This is a genomic window from Bifidobacterium sp. H6bp9, assembly GCF_032193695.1.
Classification (GTDB): domain Bacteria; phylum Actinomycetota; class Actinomycetes; order Actinomycetales; family Bifidobacteriaceae; genus Bombiscardovia; species Bombiscardovia kimbladii.
In genome coordinates, this window is record NZ_JASTZY010000001.1 from 868,381 (window position 1) to 890,852 (window position 22,472).

Genomic DNA, 22,472 nt, shown 5'->3' on the forward strand with positions numbered 1-22,472 from the left:
TTATGCAACAATCATCGTCATATTCAAGCACACTTCCTCACTCCAACCACATCCCCTGGCCTGTTCGATAGAATGAGTCCAGTTCATTCATCGACAAGAAGGCTCCCATGAAAGTAGAAGTGAATTCATCCGCACTCTCGGATGCAGTGGCTTGGACCACCCGCATCATCCCCTCCCGACCGGCTTCGCCGATTCTGGCGGGCGTGAGAATGGAAGCCTCGGACGGAACATTGAAGCTCTCTGCCTTCGATTACGAGGTTTCGGCGAGAAACCACATCGAGGCAGGCATCGACGAATCCGGAACGGCTCTGGTGTTGGGCAAACTTCTGGCGGACATCACTAAATCACTGCCCTCGGAGAAGACCTACCTATCAACCGAGGGATCCAAGATGACCATCACTTCAGGCAAATCCACTTTTTCCCTGCAGCTGATGCCTGACAGCGAGTATCCCGACCTTCCTGCCGTTCCCGAACCCATGGGCCAGGTGGATGCTGAGACCTTTATCCAATCCATCTCCCAATCCATCGTCGCTGTTTCCCGGGAAGAAAGCCGGCCAGTTCTGACTAGCGTAAAAACCGAAATCACCGGGGACAAGGTGGTCATGACCGCCACTGACCGTTTCAGGCTGTCCCGTTCGAGCTTCACCTGGACTCCTCGCGACGCCGACTTCTCCACATCGATGCTGATCCGCGGCTCTCTGCTGCGAGACATCGCCCGCTCCCTCGACGAGCACCAGAACGTGACCATGGATTACGAGGCTGACAACCCCACCATCATGGGCGTGGAAAACGCCGGCAAGATATCCACCACGCAGCTGATTGACGGGGAATTTCCGGCCGTGGATCGTCTCTTTTCGGACGAGTACCCCATCCAGGCGGTCATCGCCAGGCAGGATCTGATCGATGCCATCAAGCGCGTGGCCCTGGTTGCCGAACGCAACGCCCCCATTCGCATGGTCTTCTCCGGCAACGAGGTGACATTGAGCGCAGGCACGGCTGACGAGGCACAGGCCCATGAGGTTCTGCAGGCGGATCTGGATGGCGAAGACATCACGGTGGCCTTCAATCCCAGCTATCTGATCGACGGGCTGGGCGCCATCGCCGAGCCCTTTGTCCGTATCAAAATGACCTCGGCGGTCAAGGCCGTGGAGTTCAACGGCCAGCAGGAGCAGGATTCCGAGGAGTCCATGGACTACCGTTACCTGCTGGTGCCCATGCGTTTCAACAACTGACACCCGGGCAGGTTCGAGGAACGATCGCCGTGCACATCTCCCGTCTGGTTCTGGATCACTTCCGTTCCTGGGAGCACTGCGTCCTCGATCTGGAGCCCGGAGTGACCATTCTGGAGGGACGCAACGGCCTGGGCAAGACCAACCTGGTCGAGGCCATCGAAGTTCTGTCCACCGGCGGCAGCCATAGGACCTCATCCTCGCTGCCCCTGGTAGAGCGTGGGCAGTCCAAGGCCACTGTCAGGGCCAGACTGGAGCAGGACGGGACCGCCACCGACTATGAGCTGACCATTGCCGCCAAGGGGGCCAACCGGGGAAGAATCAACGGCGGGCCTTCCCTCTATCAGCGTGATCTGGTGGGCCGGGTGCCCTGCGTGACCTTCAGCCCCGAGGATCAGCTGATGGTCTCCGGAGAGCCGGCAGCCAGACGTGCCGTGCTGGACCAGGCCGGCAGCCAGCTCGATGCCGACTACTTCCAGGTTCGGCAGGATTTTCGCCATGTGGCCAGGCAGCGCGCCGCCCTGCTTAAGCAGCTCTCCCAGGCGGGCCGCGACCCCTCGGGTGACGGGCGTGACGCAGCCCTGTCCGGCCTAGAGGTATGGACTGGGCAGTTTATTCGCACCGGGCTGGATCTGAGCCGACGACGGGCGGCTCTGGTAGAGGCTCTGGACCGGCCCTTCAGTGATCTGTATGGTCGGCTGGCAGGCCCTGATCAGGATGCTCGATTGACCTACCGGCCCTCCCTGGAGGAGATAGGATCCGATGGGCAGACCGGTCCCGAGGTCGCCGAAGCCGTCAGCCGTCACTTTCAGCGGATATACCCGGGAGAAGTGGCCCGGGGCACCAATCTGATCGGCCCCCAGCGCGATGATCTGGCCTTCACCCTCAACGGCATGCCTGCCAGGGAGTTCGCCTCCAACGGTGAGATGTGGACCCTGGCCCTGGCTCTGAGGCTGGCTCTGCTGCAGGTGGTCAAGGATCGTCGCGCCCTGGAGCCGATCGTCATTCTGGATGATGTCTTCGCCCAGTTGGATCGGGGCCGCAGGGATCAGATCCTGGACTTTGCCCGCCAGCAGGACCAGGTGCTGATCACCGTGGCCGCCGACAGCGATATTCCATCCCTTCAGGGTGCCAGCTTGGTGGATGTGTCCAGGTTGAGGCCTGTGCAACCATCCGATCCGGCCGCTCAGGATCCGGCCATCGCCAGTGCCATGCAGGATCTGCGTCGAACCAGAGGGACGGCTCATGACGACTCGGATATGAAGGATGGGCCAGAGGGGAACGACCTGTCATGAAGGCGCCCATGGTTGAGACTTTGCACCTGGACCAGCGTCGATTGCCGGCCTTGGTCTTCGAGGGTTGCACACGACGGGCGGCCACTCGTCGGCAGCAGGAGGACAACTCCCGCAAGGCCTGGTATGCGTTCGGAAAGCCAGGCCGCGACCCAGCCAAACTGGGAGGAGTGGTGACTAGCCTGGCTGCCGGGAGCGGGTGGACCAGCCACCTGAAGGTGGCCCGGCTGCGCAACCAGTGGGACAGTGTGGTGGGACCCGGCATCGCCGCCCATTCGAGAGTGGTCTCCTACCGGGAGGGCGTATTGATCATCCAGGCGCAGACCACAGTCTGGGCCACCCAGCTGACCTACCTGGTCCCCCAGCTCAAGGCGACCATTGTCAGGCGGCTGGGCATGCCGGTCAAGCAGATCCGGGTGACCGGCCCCCACAACTACAGCTTTCGCCGTTCACGGTTCGATCCGCCGGGCCGAGGCGTGCGCGACACCTATGGGTGAACCCATAATCTGTGGATACCGTCTTCCCAGCTTTCTGTCAGCCTAAAGTCCCCTAGCGCTGGTAATCTATAGGTTATAGGGTCAAACGCTTCCAAGGCCCCTTTATGGACGATTTGGAACCTGGTGACCATGACTCGATCCCCCGCTCGACCACGAACGGAAGCTGCTTTGTCGTCAGTGGGCGACCATGGGGGTGCAGAAAGGACTATCCGTGGCAGATCTCAACACTGACCCGTCCCGGACCCCGCAAGAGGGCCGGGAGCATGAGGAGGACAAGCCTCAGGATGACGGCATGACGGGCCAGGATCAGCTGGACGACGCGCAGCTGGATGACTCGCTCTCCCCCGAACACTATGACGCCAGCGATCTGAAAGTGCTGGAGGGGCTGGAGGCGGTTCGCGTCCGTCCCGGTATGTACATCGGTTCTACAGGTCCCAGGGGCCTGCACCATCTGGTCTACGAGATCGTCGACAACTCGGTCGACGAGGCCCTGGCTGGGTATGCTGACCACATTGAAGTCACCATTCTGCCCGACAACGGCATCCGGGTGGACGACAACGGCCGTGGCATACCTGTGGACGAGGTGCCGGGCGAGGGCAAGAGCGGCGTCGAAGTGGTCATGACCAAGCTGCATGCCGGCGGCAAGTTCGGCGGCGGCGGCTACGCGGTTTCAGGCGGCCTGCACGGCGTGGGCATATCCGTGGTGAACGCCCTGTCCACCCGGATCGACGTCCAGGTACGCCGTCAGGGTTACCACTGGCATCAGAGCTTCCGCAATCAGAAGCCCACGGCTCCCCTATCCAAGGATCAGGCCATGGGGCCGGACGAGGGCACCGGCACCTCGGTGACCTTCTGGGCCGATCCCAAAATCTTCGAGACCACGGTCTACGACTTCGAGACCCTGCGCAGCCGTTTCCAGCAGATGGCCTTCCTCAACAAGGGCTTGAGAATCACCCTGACCGATCTGCGCCCCAACAACCAGGCCGGTGACGAGGTGGCGGGCGAGGAGCAGACCCCTGAGCAGAAGGGCCAGTCCGTCAGCTACCAGTATGCCAACGGCATCAAGGACTATGTGGACTATCTGGTCAAGGTCAGGAAGGCCACGCCTGTGGAGGCCGAGGTCATCGACTTCGAGGCCGAGGACCTGAAGCTGGGCATCTCCGCCGAGGTGGCTATGCAGTGGACCACCGCCTACTCGGAGTCGGTCCACACTTTCGCCAACACCATCGCGACCACCGAGGGCGGCACCCACGAAGAGGGGTTCCGTGCAGCTCTGACCAGCATGATCAACCGCTACGCCCGGGACAAGAACATCCTCAAGGACAAGGATGACAACCTCTCGGGCGATGACGTGCGCGAGGGGTTGACCGCCGTGGTCTCCGTCAAGCTGACCAATCCGCAGTTCGAGGGCCAGACCAAGACCAAGCTGGGCAACTCCGAGGCCAAGACCTTCGTCCAGCGGGTCATGACCGAGAGGCTGAGCGACTGGTTCGACGCCCATCCCGGCGAGGCCAAGTCCATCATCCAGAAGGCCATGGAGGCCTCCCGGGCCAGGATCGCGGCCAAGAAGGCCCGCGAGAACACCCGTCGCAAGTCCATCTTCGAGACGGCCGGCATGCCCGACAAGCTCAAGGACTGCCAGTCCAGCGACCCCGAGGAGTGCGAGCTGTTCATCGTGGAGGGCGACTCCGCAGGCGGCTCGGCCATCCAGGGGCGCAACCCCATGACCCAGGCCATCCTGCCCCTGCGCGGCAAGATCCTCAACACGGAGCGGGCCAGTCTGGACCGCATGATGAAGTCCGACACCATCGAATCCCTGATCACGGCTGTGGGCGGCGGATACGGCGAGGACTTCAACATCGACAAGGTGCGCTACCACAAGGTCATCATCATGGCCGACGCCGATGTGGACGGCGCCCACATCGCCACCCTGAATCTGACCCTCTTCTTCCGCTACATGCGGCCCATGATCGAGGCTGGCTACGTCTACGTGGCCATGCCCCCGCTCTACCGGCTCAAGTGGACCAAGGGGCCCCACAGCTTCGTCTACACCGATGCCGAGCGCGACAGGGTCCTGGCCGAGGGCAAGGCCTCCGGCCGACAGCTGCCCAAGGGCGAAGGGATCCAGCGTTACAAGGGTCTGGGCGAGATGAGCTACCAGGAGCTCTGGGAGACCACCATGGATCCGGATCACCGCATCCTCAAGAAGATCCGCATCGATGACGCTGAGCAGGCCGACGAGACCTTCACCATGCTCATGGGCGACGAGGTCGAACCTCGGCGTCTGTTCATCCAACGCAACGCCCACGACGCCCGCTTCATCGACGCCTGAGACGGAAGCCTCCCCTTTTAACCATTTGAGCTAAGGATCGATTTTGGCAGACGATAACAACAATGACAACAGCCCGGACCAGGACGGCCTCAACCTGCCCGACGGGTCCCGCGAGCCGCTCAGCCCCCAGGAGATGGACAACACCGATTACGGCCTCCTTAAGGGCGAGCGGATTCAGCCCATCGACCTCCAGCAGGAGATGCGGGAATCCTACCTGTCCTACGCCCTGTCCGTGATCGTGGAGCGGGCCCTGCCCGATGTCCGTGACGGCATGAAGCCGGTGCATCGCAGGGTCATCTACGCCATGTACGACGGCGGATACCGGCCTGACCGCGGCTACAACAAGTGCTCGCGCGTGGTGGGCGACGTCATGGGCAAGTACCACCCCCATGGCGATGCGGCCATCTATGACACCATCGTGCGTCTGGCCCAGTCCTGGTCCATGCGCTACCCGCTGGTGGACGGCCAGGGCAACTTCGGCTCCCCCGGCGACGACCCGGCGGCCGCCATGAGGTACACCGAGTGCCGTATGGCCCCCCTGGCCATGGAGATGGTGCGCGACATCGACAAGGACACGGTCGATTTCATCCCCAACTACGATGGGAAAACCCAGGAGCCTACGGTTCTGCCCTCCCGCTTCCCCAACCTGCTGGTCAATGGATCAGCCGGCATCGCCGTGGGCATGGCCACCAACATCCCTCCGCACAACCTGCGCGAGGTATCCAAGGGCGTGCACTGGGCACTGGAGCATCCCGAGGCCTCCAAGGAGGAGCTGCTCAACGCCCTGATCGCCATCATCAAGGGACCGGACTTCCCTACCGGCGCCACCATTCTGGGTCACAAGGGCATCGAGCAGGCCTACCGGACCGGACGCGGCCTGATCACCATGCGGGCCGTGGTCAACACCGAGGAGATCCGCGGAAGGATGTGCCTGGTGGTCACCGAGCTGCCCTACCAGGTCAACCCCGACCGGCTGGCCTCCTCCATCCGCGAGGCGGTGCGCGACGGCAAGATCCAGGGCATCGCCGACATGCGCGATGAGACCTCGGGCCGTACCGGCCAGCGCCTGGTCCTGGTGCTCAAGCGTGATGCCGTGCCCAAGGTGGTCCTCAACAACCTTTACAAGCACACCCAGCTGCAGCAGACCTTCGGGGCCAACATGCTGGCCCTGGTGGACGGGGTCCCCAGGACCTTGAGTCTGGATGCCTTCATCCGCCATTGGGTGGACCACCAGCTGGATGTGGTCGAGCGGCGCACCCGCTATCTGAAGCGGGAAGCCGAGGATCGCGACCACATCCTGCAGGGGTATCTGAAGGCCCTGGACATGATCGACCAGGTCATCGCCCTGATCCGCGCCTCCAAGGACGTGGAGACGGCCCGCACTGGCCTGATGGAGCTGCTGGATGTGGACGAGGTCCAGGCCGATGCCATCCTGGCCATGCAGCTGCGCCGTCTGGCCGCCCTGGAACGGCAGAAGATCCTGGACGAGCATGAGGATCTCATGCGCAAGATCGCCGACTACAACGATATTTTGGCCCACCCCGAGCGCCAGCGCACCATCGTGGGCGATGAGCTGGACGAGATCGTCGACAAGTACGGCGACGAGCGGAGGACCCGGATCGTCCCCTACTCAGGCGAGATGAACGTGGAGGACCTGATCGCCGACGAGCAGGTGGTGGTCACCGTCACCCACTCCGGCTTCGTCAAGCGGACCAAGGCCGACGAGTACCGGGCCCAGCACCGTGGCGGCAAGGGCATCCGCGGAGCCAGGCTGCGCGAGGACGATGTGGTGGACCACTTCTTCCTGACCAGCACCCACAACTGGCTGCTCTTCTTCACCAACAAGGGCCGGGTGTATCGGCTCAAGGCCTATGAGCTGCCTGAGGGTTCCCGCGACTCCAAGGGACAGCATGTAGCCAATTTGCTCCAGCTGGGCCCGGGCGAGCGGATCGAACAGGTCCTCTCCCTGCACGACTATGACGATGCCGACTATCTGGTCCTGGCCACCCGGACCGGACGGGTCAAGAAGACCCGCCTGACCGAGTATGATTCGCCCCGCCAGGGCGGCCTGATCGCCGTGCGGCTGATGGAGCTGGGCACCGTCACCGACGAGGACGGGCAAGAGGTGCCCCAGAGTGACGAGCTGGTGGGTGCCGCCCTCTGCAATGCCGACGATGAGATCATCCTGGTCTCCCGCAAGGGCATGAGCGTGCGCTTCCCGGCCGACGACTCCACCCTGCGGCCCATGGGACGGCAGACCGCCGGCGTCCAAGGCATGCGGTTCCGCCCCGGCGATGAACTGCTGAGCATGGACGTGATCGCCAAGGAGTCCGGGAATGATCTGCTGGTGGTCACCGATGAAGGCTTTGCCAAGCGGACTGCCCTGAGCGAGTACCGCCTACAGGGCCGCAACGGCTACGGCGTCAAGGCCATTGCCATGGTGGAGGGCCGGGGATCCCTGGTCGGCGCCCTGGTGGTGAACGAGGACGATCAGATCATGGCCATCATGAAGTCTGGCAAGGTCATCCGCTCCGATGTGGCCGAGGTCAAGCGGACCGGCCGCAACACCCAGGGAGTCACTCTGGCCAAGCCCGATAAGGGCGATGAGATCCTCTCCATCGCCCGCAATGCCGAGCGTGACGACCAGGAGGAGAATGGCGGTCAGGCTGACTTGGCTCCTGCCGCTCCCCTGGCGGCCAAGGATCAGCCCATCGCCACCACCGGAACCGGCGACGGCCAAGGTCTGGCCCAAGAGGACTGAGCAGGTCCGCTACCAGTCTGACAAGACTGGTAGCCTCGTAAGAAGTTGTGCAGGTCCTGCGGCGGTGTGCGCGGACTGGTGAATGCAAGGATCAAGGAGTGCCCATGAGCCAGGATGATCAGAAGCAGGCCAAGGCCGGTACCGGTAAGAAGGGTACAGAAAAGCCCAAAGCCGGAAAGACCAAGGCTGATGAATCCGAAAAGGGCGAGTCCCGCCGACCCTCATCGGCCACTCCCCCGGCTTCTGCTGCCGGCCGGACGGCAGCAGGGCGCTCCGCAAGAACCGCAGCTTCGGCTGCCGGTCCGGTCAAGGCCTCTTCAACGACACGTCCTCACGTGCCTCGGGCCCGGCGCATGCAGCTGTCCTTGACCCGGCTGGAACCTTGGTCGGTGGCCAAGGTCACCTTCCTGCTGTCCATCGCCGGGGCCATCATTCAGGTGGTGGCCGCCGCCCTGCTCTGGATTCTGCTCAACGCTATGGGGCTCTTTGACAATCTGACCCAGGTCATCTCCAAGACAGGCCTGGATGCGGGTGGTTTCGACCTGGGCCAGGTGCTGAGCCTGGGGACGGTCCTGAGCTCGGTGACCATTTTCTCTATCTTCGAGATCGTCATAGTAGTGGCTCTGGTCACCATTTTTGCCTTTCTCTACAATCTGGTCAGCTCCCTGGTTGGCGGCATCCACGTAACCTTGGGCGACGACTGAGCTCTTCGTCGGCGCAGTCAATCGGTCGATAGGCCCAAGCACGATTTAGACTGGAACTGTGCTCTCGACATACCTGGACTACTTCAGCGGCTCCTTCGGCATATCTCTGGTCTTTTGGCCCCTGGCCTCGCTGATCCTGACCCTGCCCATTCTTGCCCTGATCTACAACCGCTATCACCGGCTCCGGCTGACAGCAGCCATGGCGGCCTACCTGACCGTCTTATACCTGCTGGCCTTGGTCTTCTTCACCCTCTGGCCCATGCCCGACGACCGTGCTGCTTTCTGCGCCACCCACCATCTGACCCCCCAGCTCAACCCCATGCAATTCCTGACCGACCTGAGCACAGGCGGTCGGATGGCCATGCTGCAGATCCTGCTCAATGTGGCCTTCTTCCTGCCCCTGGGCTTCATCATGGGGCGGGTCTTCCGCTGGCGCTTCATCCTGGCCTTGCCGGTTGCCTTCCTGGTCTCCCTCTTCATCGAAACGGCCCAGCTGACCGGGGTTTTCGGCATCGTGGGCTGCGCCTACCGTCTCTTCGACGTGGACGACCTGATTTGGAATACATCAGGCGCTCTGATCGGCTACCTGGTGGCCATGGCGGCCAACAAGCTCGTTCCCACTCGTCAGGCGGACGCTGCCCAGCTGGTCACCAATCCCGGGTTCATACACCGCGCCGTCTCCCTGGCTCTGGATCTGCTTCTGGCCACCATTCTGTCCCTGTCTCTGGGGATGGGCGTGACCTATGCGGTCCATCGCCTGGGCGCCTATCAGCTGGATGGTCACTACCGCTTTGGCGGATTGCTGATCGCCCCATCCGCTCTGGATGTGTTCGGGACCGTGGTGGATCTGGCCATGCTGCTGATCTTTGAACTGCTCATACCCCTGCCCCGCCGGGGACGGACGCTGGGCGCCACCTTCACCCACATGACCGTCGAAACCAAGCAACGGCATGGCTGGTCCCGCTTCCTCTTCTATCTGTTCCGGACCGCAGTCATCCTGGCCGTCTTCGGCCCCTGGACCGGCAAGGTTCAGACTGCGACGCGCATCCTGGCCCTGCTCCTGCTGGTCTTCTACCTGATCAAGCGGCAGATGCCCTACGACCTCTTGCCCGGAACAGCCTACCGGGAGGATCCGGCTGCTCAGGAATCCCTCGACAGCCGGCGGGGATGAAGCCTGACCTCGGACAGGATGATGGCGGCGAAGATGATGGCGAAGCCCAGCAGATGGGTGGCCGTCAGCTCCTCGTGCAGGACCAGGACCGAGACCAGCATGCCGAACAGGCTCTCCGAGCACAGGATCAGCGAGCCCTGGGCGGCGGGGACCCTGGAGAAGGCGATGTTCTGAAAGTTCTGGGCCATCAGGGTCGAGATCAGCGTCAGATAAATCATGGAGCCCAGGGTCGAGGGCGTGAAGTCGGCCGCAGTAGGCAAGGGATCGAAGATCAGCGCGCAGACCAGGAAGAGCATGCCGCCGAAGAGCAGCTCCAGGTAGGTCAGCGTGGGGGCATCGAACTTCTTGGTCAGGAAACCGGTGATCACCAGGTTGACCCCGTAGAGCAGGGCGCCGGCCAGGGTCAGCAGGTCGCCGGTGCTCAGAGCCAGCCCCTGTCCCCCGCCCTGGGCCGGCAGCGAGATCAGAGCCACGCCCAGGATGCAGATGGCGGCCGCGACGAAGTGCAGCAGGGCCGGCCGTCGGCGGGCCATGATCCAGACCAGGAAGGGCACAAAGATGCAGTAGGTGGCCGTCAGGAAGGAGTTCCGGCCCGGAGCGATGGTGGTCAGCCCCATCATCTGCAGGCTGAAGGCCGCCCAGTAACTGACTCCCAGGATCAGTCCCGGCACCAGGGTATGTATGGCCCCGGTTCTGCGCAGCCTGGGCAGCAAAAAGGGTGTCATGATCACGATGGCGCAGAGGATGCGAATGCCCATCAGCCAGCGCACGGTCAGGGTCTCCATGGCAACCTTTTCGAAGGTGTATCCGGCTCCCCAGGCGGCCGCAGCCATCAGCAGCATCAGGCGGGCCAGCCAGGTGGAGGGTTTCCAGGACGAAGAGGGTGCGAAGGTAGACATGTTTCGACTCTAATCGTTCCCGCCCACAAGTGAGAATAGATTCGCAGCGTAAAAAACGAGTGGTTCAAACTTGTTTGCTTTTTCCAAACCAACCCCTGTTTGTCAGCGTTCGGCTTCAGGCAAGCGGGGACTGCCATGCGGACATCTCCGATATCATTGAAGAACGGTGATAACGGCGGCCATGGGTCCTTGGCCGACGGGGTAAGGAGTGTGTGCCAGGATGATCAGAATCGCAGTGGTGGATGATGATTCCATCAGCTGTCGGACCATGGTCAATTACCTGAGCCGCTACCGCAAGGAACGTCAGGAAGAACTGACGGTCAGCGTCTTCACCGATGGCAAGGCTTTTGCGGATGGCTATCGACCCGTCTATGACATCCTCCTTCTGGACATTCAGATGACCCCCATGGACGGAATCGAAGTGGCCCGCAGGGTACGCACCCGTGACGAGTCGGTGGTCATCGTTTTCATCACCTCCGCCCCCCAGTACGCCATCAACGGCTATGAAGTGGGCGCTCTTTCTTACCTGCTCAAGCCCCTGCCCTGGTTCGCCTTCTCCCAGGAGCTGGACCGATCCATCGCCCAGGTGCGCGGCCGCGTGGACCTGTCCATCCTGATCACCGAGGGTGCCCGATCCACCAGGATCCCCCTCAAGGACATCGTCTTCATCGAATCCGTCCGCCACAGCAGCGTCATCCACACCTTGGATTCCTCACTGACCACGAACAGCACGCTGAAAAGCCTGGAGGGCCAGCTGGACCAGCGGGGATTCTTCCGCTCCAACTCCTGTTACCTGGTCAACCTAGCCCATGTGACGGGCATGGAGGACCAGGACTGCATCATGTCTACCGGCCAGCGGCTGCGGGTCAGCCGACCCCGCAAGAAGGCCTTCATGACGGCTCTGACCGCCTATGTGGCAGGTCGGCCATGACCAGCACCCACATCCTCAATGCCCTGCCCGACATCCCCCGGCTCTATACGGGCATCAGCGAGTGGCTGGGTTGCCTGGTCTATCTATTGGCTATTGGGGCAAGGACCTCACGCCTAAGAATGGTGGCTGTGCTTCTGCCCGGTCTGGCTGTGCTCATCGGGGTCCAATATTGGGCCGGCACCCTGCCTATCGCCTTCTGGATCATCAGCATGTGCCTGGCCGTGGCCTGCATGTATGCCATCATCATGCTGGCTTCGGGGTTGAGGGCGCTGGACGGGGCCTATCTGCTGGCCCGTGCCTTCGTTCTGGCCGAGCTGGTTGCCTCCCTGCACTGGCAGCTGGACTCCTTCATGCGTCCTTCCAGCCACAGCCTGTACGACCCGGCCTCCTTGATCCTGCTGGTGCTGATCTACGGGGGCGTAGGACTGCTGGCCTGGGTGGCGGAACGGCGCAACTTCGCCGATGCCCAGCCTTCTGTGCCAGGACGCAGCGTCTTCATAGCCGCGGTCATCGCTGTGGTTACCTTCGCCATGTCCAACCTGAGTTTCGTTTCCACCAACACCCCCTTCTCCGGTCGGGTCGGCCTGGAGGTCTTCTACATCCGCACTCTGGTGGATCTGTGCGGCTTCGCCATGCTCTACGCCCAGCAGGAACAGCTGCGGGAGAGCCATACCAGCGCCGAGCTGGCCTCCATCAACGCCCGGGCTTACAGCCAGCATCGGGAGTACATGCGGTCCAAGGAAAACCTGGAGGCCATGGGCAGGCTCGCCCACGACCTCAAGCATCAGATCGCCGCCCTGCGCTCGCAGATGGACCCTGAGCGCAAGTCCCAGGATTTCGAGGAGCTGGAGGCTGCAGTCGGGCGGTACGGGTCGCAGCAGCATACCGGCAACCCCATCCTGGACGTGGTCATGTCAACCAAGGAGCGCATATGCTCCGAAGAGGGGATCACCCTGACCATGGTGGCCGACGGCTCCCTCTTGGAGGGGATGTCGCCCATGGATGTCTCCACCCTCTTCGGCAACGCCTTGGACAATGCCATCGAGGCTTTGAGGAAGGTTGAGGACTCAGACCGCCGCCTGATCAAGGTGGCCCTGTACGCACGGGGACAATTCGTGGTGATTCGCATTGAAAACTATTTTGTATCGCCCCTGAATTGGAAGGGCAACGGCGAGCTGGCCACCACCAAGACCAGAACTGAGGATGGCCTGCATGGCTACGGAGTCAAGTCCATCCGGCACATAGCCCACCGCTACCAGGGCGAGATGACCCTGCGGACCGAGCATCACTGGTTCAGCCTTTGTGTGCTCCTGCCGCGGGTGGGCGATCAGTTGAAGCCCATGGCGGCCTCGGCGGCCTTGTAACCCAGGCGAATGGCCAAGCGGCCCGGCCTGCCCGGCATGTTGATCATCCGGCAGAGCAGGGTGGAGCGCACGTCGGAGGCGATGACGGGGGAGCGGTGCTCCAGCCTTCGCCAGAGCATGTCCTTGTTTCGGTAGTTGCTGGGCTTGCGTGAAAGAATCAGGAAGACCGAGGTCACCACGCAGTTAATGGACAGATAGTGGATCATATAACGATAAAGTCCACGGGGAACCGTCCCCGGGTCAGGCGTGGAATCCGCCATGAGCCCGTTGACCAGCAGCAGTTGCGAGACCCGGGCGATCATGATCGAGGTCTGTACCGACTGGCCCTGGCGGCCGGTGTGATAGCGGTAGAAATTCGTGTCCAGGTAGAGCAGGGTGTGTACCCAGGGCAGGGGCTGATAGGAGTAGATGAAGTCCACGTAATAGGTGTGCTCGGGCAGATGGGTGTGGGCCTGGCGGAGCACCTCGGTGCGCAGGATCAGAGCATGCATGATCATGTACTGGGCCAGCCCGAACCGCCGCAGATGGTTCCAGTCCAACACCCGTCCCGGGTCCATGACGCTGCGGAAGTTGATGACCCGCTTATGTCTGCGGCCTTCCTTTTCGTAGACGTAGTTGGTGACCACCATGTCCACCGGATTCGTACGTTGTGACTGGTCGCGCAGTTGGTCCAAGACCAGACTCAAGGAGGTCGGGTCCACCCAGTCGTCGGCATCGACCACCTTGACATAGCGGCCCCGGGCGGCTGCCAGGCCGGTGTTGACCGCGCCGCCGTGGCCCTTGTTGGTCTGGCTGATCAGTCGGACAGTGTGCGGATGGCGTGCCTGATATGACTGCACTACCTGCGCTGTGGCATCGGTGGATCCGTCATCGACCACGATGACCTCCAGGTCCTCCCCCTCCCGGCTCAGGAGCGAATCCAGGCAGGTCGGCAGATGCTGGGCCATGTTGTAGGCGGGGACGATGAAGGTGAGAACGGGCGGGCTCGTAGAGGCCGGTCGGTCAGCTGTCATGAACGATCACTTCGCAAAAGAATGGGTCGGCGGGGTTGCCGGCGGGGTTGCCGTAATCCCGTCGGCGGCCGTTGTATGCGACCACTGTACATGATGGGTTTGAGGAAAAGGCCCCGCCCCTCTGGCTGCCGATGCATGCCGGTTCATTGGCGGCCGGGGGAGTGGGGCCGGAATTTTACTGGGCGCTCGCCTTGGATTCGGTGGGCTCCTGACGGAAGATGACCTTGAAGATGGGGAAGAAGACCCAGAAGGAGATGGCCGAGTTGATGATCATGGTGACCAGATCAGCAATGGTGGTCCCCAGGCTGCCCCAGTTCAGGGTGTGCTGGAAGAAGCCGTAGATGGGGTCCTTGTACCAGCCCTGCAGCGCCGCCGCGATGATGGTGATGATCACGTAGGCCACCAGGTACCAGAAGGCCGCTTTCCAGACCGAGGAGTTGGACTTGAAGGTGATGTTGCGCTGGAGGAAGAAGTTGATGATCTGGGCGATCAGCAGGGTGATCTCCACCGCAAGGAAGTAGGCCAGGCCGCCCCCGCCGCCGTGGCCGATGGACCCGGCCGCGTAGTCGAACAGGTAGTAGGGCTTGCCGCCGACGGTCCCCATGCGCCAGATCTGGAAGTTGGTGCCCACCAGGGAGGTGCCGTTGAAGATGGCCTTGAGCACGGGCATGAGCACCAGCTGCAGGACGGTGACTCCGTTGGACAGGATGAAGAAGACAATGAACTGGGCCAGGGTGGTGTGCCGGTCGCTGAACCGCCGCCACCAGCGCACGATCGCCCACTGTGAGGCTGTCGTCGCTTTCCCCTGGGCCGGCTGTCCGGCCTGCTGGCTGTGCTGATCACTCATGATTGAGCTCCTTTCCGGTCCTGCGGTTGGCGGACATGTTCCTGAAGAATCCGGCGATGAATCCGCCCAGCCCCCTCCATAGGTGGCCGTTGGGGATGCGGACGATGGCTTCGACCATGGCCGTGTCAATCAGCCCGTTGGTCATCTTGGCCATGGCCCTGGGAGGCATGTTGAGCAGGAAGAGGGTGTTCAGGTCGGGGTTGCCGGTCTTGGCCTCGTGGCGGTTCTCGCTCTTGGCTAGGAAGTTGGCCACGAACCTGGCCAGGGCGCTTCTTGAGTCCTTCCAGGACGAGAGCGGATCATTGGCGCCGAAGGTGCTGACGGCGCCCTGTCGGACCACCGGGTGGCCGAAGAGCGCTGTCACAGCGGCATCGTCGACTTCCTTGACCCGGCCGGTCAGGTAGGCGCCCAAGGCAGGGTCGGGACTCTGCGGATCGACGGTGCCTTGGACGGTCAGGTGCCCGCTCAGCTCCATCTTGCGTGCGTCGGATCCGATCATGATGGTCCAGTCGCCGGACTCGACCTGCCAGGAGTTGCTGGCCGTATCGAAGTGCCGGAAGGTCGTCTGGTCGAAGTCGATGCGGACCTGGGTTGACTGGCCGGCCTCCAGGCTGACCTTTTTGAAGCCCTTCAGTTCGCGGACCGGCCTGAGCACGCCACCCTTGGGCGCCTGGACGTAGAGCTGGGGTACAGTGGCCCCCTGCCTGTCTGAGTCGTTGGTCAGGGTGAAGGCGACTCCCTTGTCGTCCACGGTCAGATCGGCGTAGGCGAAGTGTGCATAAGACAGGCCGTATCCGAAGGGGAAGCGTTCCTCCACGTCGGCGGTCAGGTAGTAGCGGTAGCCGACGAAGGGGCCCTCCCGGTAGATGGACTCGTGCGCGGGGTCGGGGTACCAGTCGGCGCTGGGGCAGTCGGCATAGGACTTGGGCCAGGTTTCCGCCAGGTGGCCGGAGGGGTTGACCCGGCCGGTCAGGATGTTCAGGGTGGCTGATGCTCCAGCCTGTCCGGACAGTCCTATGTAGAGGACGGCATCGCACTGGTCGATCCAGTCGGTGGTGACGGGGGAGCCCGCCACCAGGACGACCACCAGGGGCTTGTCCGTCGCACCCAGCGCCTTGATCAGGTCGACCTGGTTGCTGGGAATGTCCATGTGGGAACGGTCCAGACCCTCGGATTCACTGCGCTCATCCAGGCCCACGCAGGCGACAATCACGTCAGCCTGGCCAGCCGCAGCCACGGCCTGGTCGATCAAAGACCGGTTCTTCTCGCCATGGCGTTCGTAGCCCTGGCTGTAGGAGGCCAGCTCCAGTCCGTCGCCGTTGCCCTGCCTGAGCAGGTCCAGCATGCTCTCCTGCTTGGCTGCGTTGACCTTTGAGGATCCGGATCCTTGGAACCTTGCGGTTTTGGCCATATCCCCGACCAGGGCGACCCGGGTGCCGGCGGCCAGTGGCAGGCGGCCCTCCCGGTTGACCAGAAGGACGGCGGATCCCTCGGCGATGCTCCTCGCCACCTGATGATGGTCCCGTATCTGGTCTGCGGTCAGGTTCCCATCGGGGTCCATGTCAGAGTGGTAGGTCAGCTTGGCCAGCCGTGCCACCTCTTCGGCCCGGGCGTTCAGGTCGGCTTCGTCCAGGCGGCCCTCCTGCACGGCCTTGGCGACCTGTCGGACGGAGTCATATCCGGCCTGGGGCATCTCCAGGGAGGAGCCATTGGCGGCTGCGGCGATCGCGCTGTTGGAGCCGCCCCAATCCGAGACCACCATGCCGTCGAAGCCCCACTCTTTGCGCAGGATGTCCTTGAGCAGGTGGGGATTCTCGTTGGCATAGGTGCCGTTGACCATGTTGTATGAGGTCATGATGGCCCAGGGGTGGGCCTGGCGCACAGCAATCTCGAATCCAGTCAGATAGAGTTCGCGCATGGTGCGCTCGTCCACCACGGAGTCGGATGCCTGGCGGCGCAGCTCCTGGCTGTTCATGGCGAAATGCTTGGGGGTGGCGGCCACGCCCTGGGACTGGATGCCCTCGATCAGGCCTGCAGCCATGTGACCGGCCACCTGGGGGTCTTCGGAATAGTATTCAAAGTTTCTGCCGCACAGGGGATTGCGCTTGATGTTCATGCCCGGACCCAAGACCATGTTGACGCCCAGGCTCCTGGCCTCGTTGCCCAGCGCCTGGCCCATGGTCTTGGCTAGCTCCGGGTCCCATGAGCAGGCCACCGTGCCGGCTGTGGGGAAGCAGGTGGCGGGCTTGGACTTGCCCATGCCCAGGTTGTCCCCTGATCCGGTCTGGCGGCGCAGACCGTGCGGTCCGTCGCTCAGGACCATGCTCGGGATGCCCGCCCTCTTCAAGGCACGGGTCGCCCAGGTGGATTTTCCGGAGAGCAGCGATGCCCGTTCCAGAACTGTCAGATCCTTGACTTCCATAGTGTTCCCTCTCTGTGACGGGGGCCGATCCTGCTGCGGGAACCCTCGTTGCTTCCACAATCGGCCTCGGACTGGTACTGAATTTCATTATTCCCCGACTGCCGAGGCCTGCTCGGGCGGGTTGCATAACCTGTTGTTTTCCCGGTATGAATGTTGCCTGGGCATCAACGGGGGTGTCGATCCGCTCCTTGGCGGACGGTGCATAGGTCCGTCTGCCAAGGAGCAAATCAACAGAGATGGAGGATCAGGCCGTCGGCCCTTGGTCGGAGCTGTCCTCGGACGGCGTGGTCTCCATGCTGGCCGGATCCTGGGCGCGGGTCTGCCGGGCGTCGTCCGCCAGATCGCTCAGGGTGCCCACGTCGACAGCGCTGCGCCGTGCCTTGAACCTTCTGAAGGCCAGGTACTCCAAGGCCAGGAAGATCAGGGCCAGCACAACCAGTGCCACATAGAGGGCGATCTGCCAGGCCGGGGTCTGCACCTTGGGGTCGCCATTGGCGTACTTGTAGCCGTGCACGACCGTATAGAGGATGTTGTGGCTGGCCTGGCGCATGGCCTTGACCGAGGTGGCGCTCTTGTCCTTGACATGGTTGGTCACCTCGGTGGTGGCCAGCATGGCGTCGTTCCCGTTGCGGATCAACTGGTCGGCGTTCTGGTAACCATAGACGCCGAAGTAGTCGGTCAGCACCATGCCACGGAAGCCCCACTCACCGCGCAGCACATCCTGCATCAGCGGCGCATAGGCGGCCACGTAGGTGGTGCCGATGTAGTTGAAGGAGCTCATGGCAGCCTGGGCGCCGCCCTTGACTACAGCAGCCTGGAATGGCTTCAGGTAGATCTCGCGGATGGTCTGCTCGTTGGCCCAGGTGGCCAGCATGTTGGTACGGTTGGTCTCCTGGTCGTTCATGGCGAAGTGCTTCATGAAGGAGTAGACGCCCTTGGACCTGGCTGCCGCGACCTCGTTGGATCCCATGACCGCATTGATTTCGGGGTCTTCGGAGAAGTACTCGAAGTTACGTCCGGAGAAGGCGCTGCGGTGGATGTTGAAAGCTGGCGCATACCAGCCGGAGACATCCATGTCATGGGCCATGGTGCCGATCATCTCGCCGTAGCGGGTGGCCAGACCGGGGTTCCAGGTGCAGGCCAGGGAGGTGGATGAGGGGAAGCCCAGGGAGCCGACCTTGGTGAAGTTGTTGTTCAGGGCGGCGGGGCCATCGGCGTCGGTGAGCTCGATCTTGCCGATGCCCTTGACGGCCTGGGTACCATAGCCGCTCATGGCGATCAGGCTGTCCATATCCTTGACGCTGAGCTGGTCCAGCAGCTTGTCCCACATGGGGTCGTCGTACTTCTTGTCACGCAGCTGGTAGAGCTTGACGTTGTTCTTGGCGCCTGTCGTGGGCATCTTGTCGCTGTCGTTGTCGAACTTCTTGGGGTCGTAGTTGCTGTTGTTGTAGAAGTGGGCCTTGGCCTCCTCAGGCAGTTCAGTGCTCTTGGGCGCCGCCACGGCATCCTCATAGTTGGCGAAGTGGTTGGCCCGGGACAGATAGGTCACCGTGCCCTTGGCATCGTCGAACCTGTTGGTGGCCGCGACCTTGTCGACGGAGCGGGGATTGCTCTTGTCATAGGTGACCGTATGGGCGATGTTGACCGTGTCGGACTGGATCGGACGATGGGAGTCGGAACGGATGGAGATGCCGTAGTCGCCCTGGTCCAGCACGTAGGCCTTGGCATGGTCGGCATCATAGGAGGCCATGTCCTCGTCCTTGAAGCTCACAGGGATGGTCTGGCTCTTGCCGGGATCCAGGATCCTGGTCTTCTTGAAGGAGACTAGGTTGGCGCTGGCCTTCTCTATGCCCCCGTCGATATAGGGGGGATCGAAGTAGGTCTGGACAGTGTCGCGGCCGGCCTTGGCGCCAGTGTTGGTGACGGTCACATCGAAGGAGATCTTCCCATCAGCATGATGGATCGGTCCCATCTTCTGGCTGAAGGTGGTGTATGACAGGCCGTATCCGAAGGGGTACTGGACCATCTGGTCGTAGTTGATCAGGCCTTCCTTGGCTGCAGTCTCCCAGAAGCGGTAGCCCACGTAAATGCCCTCGTTGTAGTCCACGAAGGTAGGCGTGCTGGTTTCGGGCTTGCCGGTGAACCCGGTGAAGGTGGCCTTGTGGTCGTCCATATTGGTGTAGGTGAATGAGCCGAAGTTGTTGTAGGTCGGCGTCTTGGTCAGATCGCGCACGAAGGTGTCGGAGGTCTTGCCCGAGGGGTTGACCTTGCCTTTCAGGACCTCGCCCAGGGCGGTGAAGCCGGCCTGGCCCGGGGGCGGGCACCAGAGGACGGACTTGATCTGCGGGTATTGACCCACGAAGTTCAGGTTGAAGGTGTTGGCGCCGTTGTAGACCAGAACCACCTTGTCGAAGGAGCTGGTGACCTTGGCGATCATGTCGCTCTCGGGCTTGGACAGCTCCAGGAAGCTCTGGCCCTGCTTGAAGTCCGGGTTGGCCTTGTCGTTGTCGTGATAGGTGATGTCCTTGGCCTTCATGTCCTTCGGCAGGTCGGCGCCCTCGCCGCCCACTCGGCCGATGACCACTACAGCGGTGTCGGAGAACTGCTTGGCGTCATCCATGAGCTTGCTGGTGTACTTGTCGGCCGTGGGCTCAGGCAGGGTCCAGTCCTGGGCGAACATCTCGACCTTGGGACGGTCCGCGCGGTACTTGGTATAGAAGTCGCTCAGCTCCTTGTTGGTCTTCAGACCGGCTGAGGAGATGCCGTCGAGCAGGCTGGTGGTGGGGTTGTCAGCCGACATGGAGCCGGAGCCTGTGCCGCCGTAGACGGGGTTGGTCGAGGCCCAGCCGAAGACGTTGACCTTGTCGGACTTCAGGGGGAGCGTGCCATCCGAATTCTGCAGCATGGTGACGGACTCACGCTGGATGTCCTTGGCAAGGTTCCGGGCTGCGGTAACGGTCGCCGGCTGCAGCTCGTGCTTGCTGGTGGACTTGGTGATCAGGTTGGACAAGGGTCCCAGGAGCATGGTCGCCAGGGCTGCGACGACAGCCACGAAGGCCACCAGCCAGGACTGGGAGTGGATCATCTTTCGGTTGGCTACGTTTTTGACGGTGTGCTTGTTCACGGCGATCGTGATCAGCAGGGCCAGTACCAGAAAGACGCCGATGACCACCAGCTGGGGTATCAGCGACTTGAGTACGGCGACCACATCGCTCAGATTGACACTGAACATGTTCGCTACTTTCCTCTGTTCTCTGCCGAAGCTTCACCCGGTCACGACTATGGACCGGTCACGCAGCAGACGGAGCATTTGAACTGTGGTCCGCCTCCTGGGTGGGCGAGCGACCTTCAGCTGCATCGACACGCCTTTATGCCACGGTTTCAGTTAATCATTTACTACGTGTTTCTGCGGCTGCGTATGCGCGAACTGTCGAATTTGCCGCATAACCTGACCTGTTTTGTGGTGTGTATTTGCGTGTGATGAGAACTGGTCCTCATCTGGTTTGGCTTGGTAGGACACATACGGAGCAGCTTGCTTTTACAGCGAACGGCAAACTGCCAGAACGGAGTCGTTCAGGATGGCGATGATGCCGGGAGACCCTTAAAGAAACGGATTATATCGCAATTGAATGTTTCTGGTTCCGCACCTAGAGGGAGGGAGTGCCAGTGTGCAGCCATAAGGCGAGAGATAGATAAGGGTACAGATAAAATGACTATATGACTAGTCGTGCCGACGTAGTTCCCAGTCGCTCTCGCCCATATAGGACGCGGATCAATGGTGCGCGCTTTGTTTTCTCGATGAATCCGGCACCTCCTCGTGCTCCTATCATTCTTTACCTCCATGGTGGTCCGGGTGATGCCTGCATTCCGCTGACCATGCGCTACAACGCGGCCTTGGAGCGCGATTTCCGCTTCATCAACCTGGATCAGCGAGGCAGTGGACTGTCCTACCATCCTTTTGCGCCTGGCGAGGTAGTGACCATCGATTCGATGGTTGAGGATGTTCACCAGTTCGTGCTACAGCTTCTTCGCGCCTACGGGCAGGATTCCCTCATCCTCGTCGGTCATTCATGGGGCAGCGTCCTGGGACTGGAGATGGTGAAGCGGTATCCCTCGCTCGTTCGCTGCTACATCGGCCTTGGGCAGGTCGTCAGCATGCGCGCCGCTCTTCGGCTAAGACGGCATTGGGGGCAACAGAGTTTGGGCTCCCGGCTCGGTTCGATCGTCAGCAAGGAGAGCGGGGCTGCCGACATGGTGCTGATGATAGATGAGCTGCTGTCTCGTGGCGGGGTTGCCATGCTGTTCGGATCTCTGGGACGGATCATGACCTACCTGCGCTCGCCTTGCTACAACTGGTCGCGTCTGCTCAACCATGTCAAGGGGGTGGCTCAGTCCCGGGCGCGCTTGGACGCTGAGCTGGAGCAGGTCGATTTCAACGGGCAGACCTCTTTCGGGGCCCCTGTTTATTTCATCAGCGGCAAGTATGACCGTCATCTGCCAGGCAGTCTGGTTGAGCGGTTTGCTGATGGGCTGAAGAGCACGCATCGGTTCATCCGATTTGACCGGTCAGGGCACTGCCCACAGTGGGACGAGCCAGAACGGTTCGCAGCAACGGTTAAAGCCCTCTGCTTGTAGCGCCTGTGTAAGAAGGAACTGCAGCCTGGCTGCACGCACCCATCCGCATGGAAGAAATACCTCTTGCGAAGAACCGAATCTACTAATATGAGTCATTGAAGATATTGGTTTGAGCCTCGCTGAAGAGTGCGCGGGGCTCCTGGATAGGTGAAGGCCAATTGAGCGGGGCTTGGTCGGCAAAAACCGACACGCCGTAGAAACCGCGAAATTATTGGGTTCCACCGTGATTTTAGTATGCCAATTTGCGGGTCAACCCAAACTCGTGTAAGTTTACTTCTTGCTGCCCGGCAGTGATGAGAACTCTTCGGAGGGCTTGGAGCTGTTGGTGTGGTGGTGGTTTGAGAACTCAAGAGCGTGTTTGTGCTACTTATAGCT

15 protein-coding genes are annotated in these 22,472 nt (G+C 61.9%); 10 read left to right on the top strand and 5 right to left on the bottom strand.

Going from position 1 to position 22,472, the window contains the following annotated elements:
* The first annotated feature begins 107 nt into the window (after positions 1–107).
* The 7 genes from dnaN (at position 108) to QRX40_RS03555 (ending at position 9,986) form a co-directional block, all read left to right on the top strand.
* The gene (gene dnaN, locus QRX40_RS03525) at positions 108–1,232 is read left to right on the top strand and encodes a DNA polymerase III subunit beta (protein WP_024627115.1); all 1,125 of its coding nucleotides are present in this window, start codon (positions 108–110) and stop codon (positions 1,230–1,232) included.
* 29 nt (positions 1,233–1,261) lie between these two features.
* Entirely contained in the window at positions 1,262–2,524 is a 1,263-nt protein-coding gene (gene recF, locus QRX40_RS03530) for a DNA replication/repair protein RecF (protein WP_313836304.1), read from the top strand.
* A complete protein-coding gene (locus QRX40_RS03535; protein WP_313836306.1) occupies positions 2,521–3,018 on the top strand; it encodes a DciA family protein in 498 nt (165 codons plus the stop codon). Before recF ends, QRX40_RS03535 begins: the two co-directional genes overlap by 4 nt.
* A 292-nt stretch (positions 3,019–3,310) precedes the next feature.
* Positions 3,311–5,350: a DNA topoisomerase (ATP-hydrolyzing) subunit B gene (gene gyrB / locus QRX40_RS03540; RefSeq protein WP_216476353.1), complete on the top strand. Its 2,040-nt coding sequence runs from the start codon at positions 3,311–3,313 to the stop codon at positions 5,348–5,350.
* Between the two features lie 43 nt (positions 5,351–5,393).
* On the top strand, positions 5,394–8,111 hold the full coding sequence (gene gyrA, locus QRX40_RS03545) for a DNA gyrase subunit A (protein WP_024627119.1): 2,718 nt from the start codon (positions 5,394–5,396) through the stop codon (positions 8,109–8,111).
* A gap of 104 nt (positions 8,112–8,215) precedes the next feature.
* Positions 8,216–8,815 carry a DUF3566 domain-containing protein gene (locus QRX40_RS03550; RefSeq protein ID WP_313836309.1) on the top strand — a complete coding sequence of 200 codons (600 nt, stop codon included), beginning with the start codon at positions 8,216–8,218 and terminating at the stop codon, positions 8,813–8,815.
* Between the two features lie 58 nt (positions 8,816–8,873).
* Positions 8,874–9,986: a VanZ family protein gene (locus tag QRX40_RS03555; RefSeq protein WP_313836311.1), complete on the top strand. Its 1,113-nt coding sequence runs from the start codon at positions 8,874–8,876 to the stop codon at positions 9,984–9,986.
* Here the strand turns inward: QRX40_RS03555 and QRX40_RS03560 are convergent.
* Entirely contained in the window at positions 9,956–10,885 is a 930-nt protein-coding gene (locus QRX40_RS03560) for a DMT family transporter (RefSeq protein ID WP_313836313.1), read from the bottom strand. The two genes, QRX40_RS03555 and QRX40_RS03560, sit on opposite strands and share 31 nt — an antisense overlap.
* A gap of 220 nt (positions 10,886–11,105) precedes the next feature.
* On the opposite strand from QRX40_RS03560, the gene QRX40_RS03565 reads away from it, so the two are divergent.
* Together QRX40_RS03565 and QRX40_RS03570 are read left to right on the top strand one after the other, a co-directional pair.
* Positions 11,106–11,816 carry a LytTR family DNA-binding domain-containing protein gene (locus QRX40_RS03565; protein WP_313836314.1) on the top strand — a complete coding sequence of 237 codons (711 nt, stop codon included), beginning with the start codon at positions 11,106–11,108 and terminating at the stop codon, positions 11,814–11,816.
* Positions 11,813–13,180 (top strand): GHKL domain-containing protein, encoded by a 1,368-nt coding sequence (locus QRX40_RS03570; RefSeq protein ID WP_313836315.1) that lies wholly within the window; start codon positions 11,813–11,815, stop codon positions 13,178–13,180. The genes QRX40_RS03565 and QRX40_RS03570 overlap by 4 nt, the downstream gene beginning before the upstream one ends.
* On the opposite strand, the gene QRX40_RS03575 is transcribed toward QRX40_RS03570, so the two are convergent.
* From QRX40_RS03575 to QRX40_RS03590, 4 genes are all read right to left on the bottom strand, one after another.
* On the bottom strand, positions 13,144–14,193 hold the full coding sequence (locus QRX40_RS03575; protein ID WP_045923746.1) for a glycosyltransferase family A protein: 1,050 nt from the start codon (positions 14,191–14,193) through the stop codon (positions 13,144–13,146). The two genes, QRX40_RS03570 and QRX40_RS03575, sit on opposite strands and share 37 nt — an antisense overlap.
* 175 nt (positions 14,194–14,368) lie before the next feature.
* Positions 14,369–15,040: a hypothetical protein gene (locus QRX40_RS03580; protein WP_313836319.1), complete on the bottom strand. Its 672-nt coding sequence runs from the start codon at positions 15,038–15,040 to the stop codon at positions 14,369–14,371.
* The gene (locus QRX40_RS03585; protein ID WP_313836321.1) at positions 15,033–17,462 is read right to left on the bottom strand and encodes a glycoside hydrolase family 3 C-terminal domain-containing protein; all 2,430 of its coding nucleotides are present in this window, start codon (positions 17,460–17,462) and stop codon (positions 15,033–15,035) included. The genes QRX40_RS03580 and QRX40_RS03585 overlap by 8 nt, the downstream gene beginning before the upstream one ends.
* A 244-nt stretch (positions 17,463–17,706) precedes the next feature.
* Positions 17,707–20,694 (bottom strand): glycoside hydrolase family 3 C-terminal domain-containing protein, encoded by a 2,988-nt coding sequence (locus QRX40_RS03590; RefSeq protein WP_313836323.1) that lies wholly within the window; start codon positions 20,692–20,694, stop codon positions 17,707–17,709.
* Between the two features lie 566 nt (positions 20,695–21,260).
* Here QRX40_RS03590 and QRX40_RS03595 point away from each other — a divergent pair.
* On the top strand, positions 21,261–22,097 hold the full coding sequence (locus QRX40_RS03595) for an alpha/beta hydrolase (protein ID WP_313836325.1): 837 nt from the start codon (positions 21,261–21,263) through the stop codon (positions 22,095–22,097).
* Positions 22,098–22,472: the final 375 nt, after the last annotated feature.

What these genes read in the sequence shown, in the direction of transcription:
- dnaN (WP_024627115.1), top strand. Translation starts at nt 108, where the DNA reads ATGAAAGTAGAAGTGAATTCATCCGCACTCTCGGATGCAGTGGCTTGG.
- QRX40_RS03535 (WP_313836306.1), top strand. Translation starts at nt 2,521, where the DNA reads ATGAAGGCGCCCATGGTTGAGACTTTGCACCTGGACCAGCGTCGATTG.
- gyrB (WP_216476353.1), top strand. Translation starts at nt 3,311, where the DNA reads ATGACGGGCCAGGATCAGCTGGACGACGCGCAGCTGGATGACTCGCTC.
- QRX40_RS03550 (WP_313836309.1), top strand. Translation starts at nt 8,216, where the DNA reads ATGAGCCAGGATGATCAGAAGCAGGCCAAGGCCGGTACCGGTAAGAAG.
- QRX40_RS03560 (WP_313836313.1), bottom strand. Translation starts at nt 10,885, where the DNA reads ATGTCTACCTTCGCACCCTCTTCGTCCTGGAAACCCTCCACCTGGCTG.
- QRX40_RS03565 (WP_313836314.1), top strand. Translation starts at nt 11,106, where the DNA reads ATGATCAGAATCGCAGTGGTGGATGATGATTCCATCAGCTGTCGGACC.
- QRX40_RS03570 (WP_313836315.1), top strand. Translation starts at nt 11,813, where the DNA reads ATGACCAGCACCCACATCCTCAATGCCCTGCCCGACATCCCCCGGCTC.
- QRX40_RS03575 (WP_045923746.1), bottom strand. Translation starts at nt 14,193, where the DNA reads ATGACAGCTGACCGACCGGCCTCTACGAGCCCGCCCGTTCTCACCTTC.
- QRX40_RS03580 (WP_313836319.1), bottom strand. Translation starts at nt 15,040, where the DNA reads ATGAGTGATCAGCACAGCCAGCAGGCCGGACAGCCGGCCCAGGGGAAA.
- QRX40_RS03585 (WP_313836321.1), bottom strand. Translation starts at nt 17,462, where the DNA reads ATGGAAGTCAAGGATCTGACAGTTCTGGAACGGGCATCGCTGCTCTCC.
- QRX40_RS03590 (WP_313836323.1), bottom strand. Translation starts at nt 20,694, where the DNA reads ATGTTCAGTGTCAATCTGAGCGATGTGGTCGCCGTACTCAAGTCGCTG.
- QRX40_RS03595 (WP_313836325.1), top strand. Translation starts at nt 21,261, where the DNA reads ATGAATCCGGCACCTCCTCGTGCTCCTATCATTCTTTACCTCCATGGT.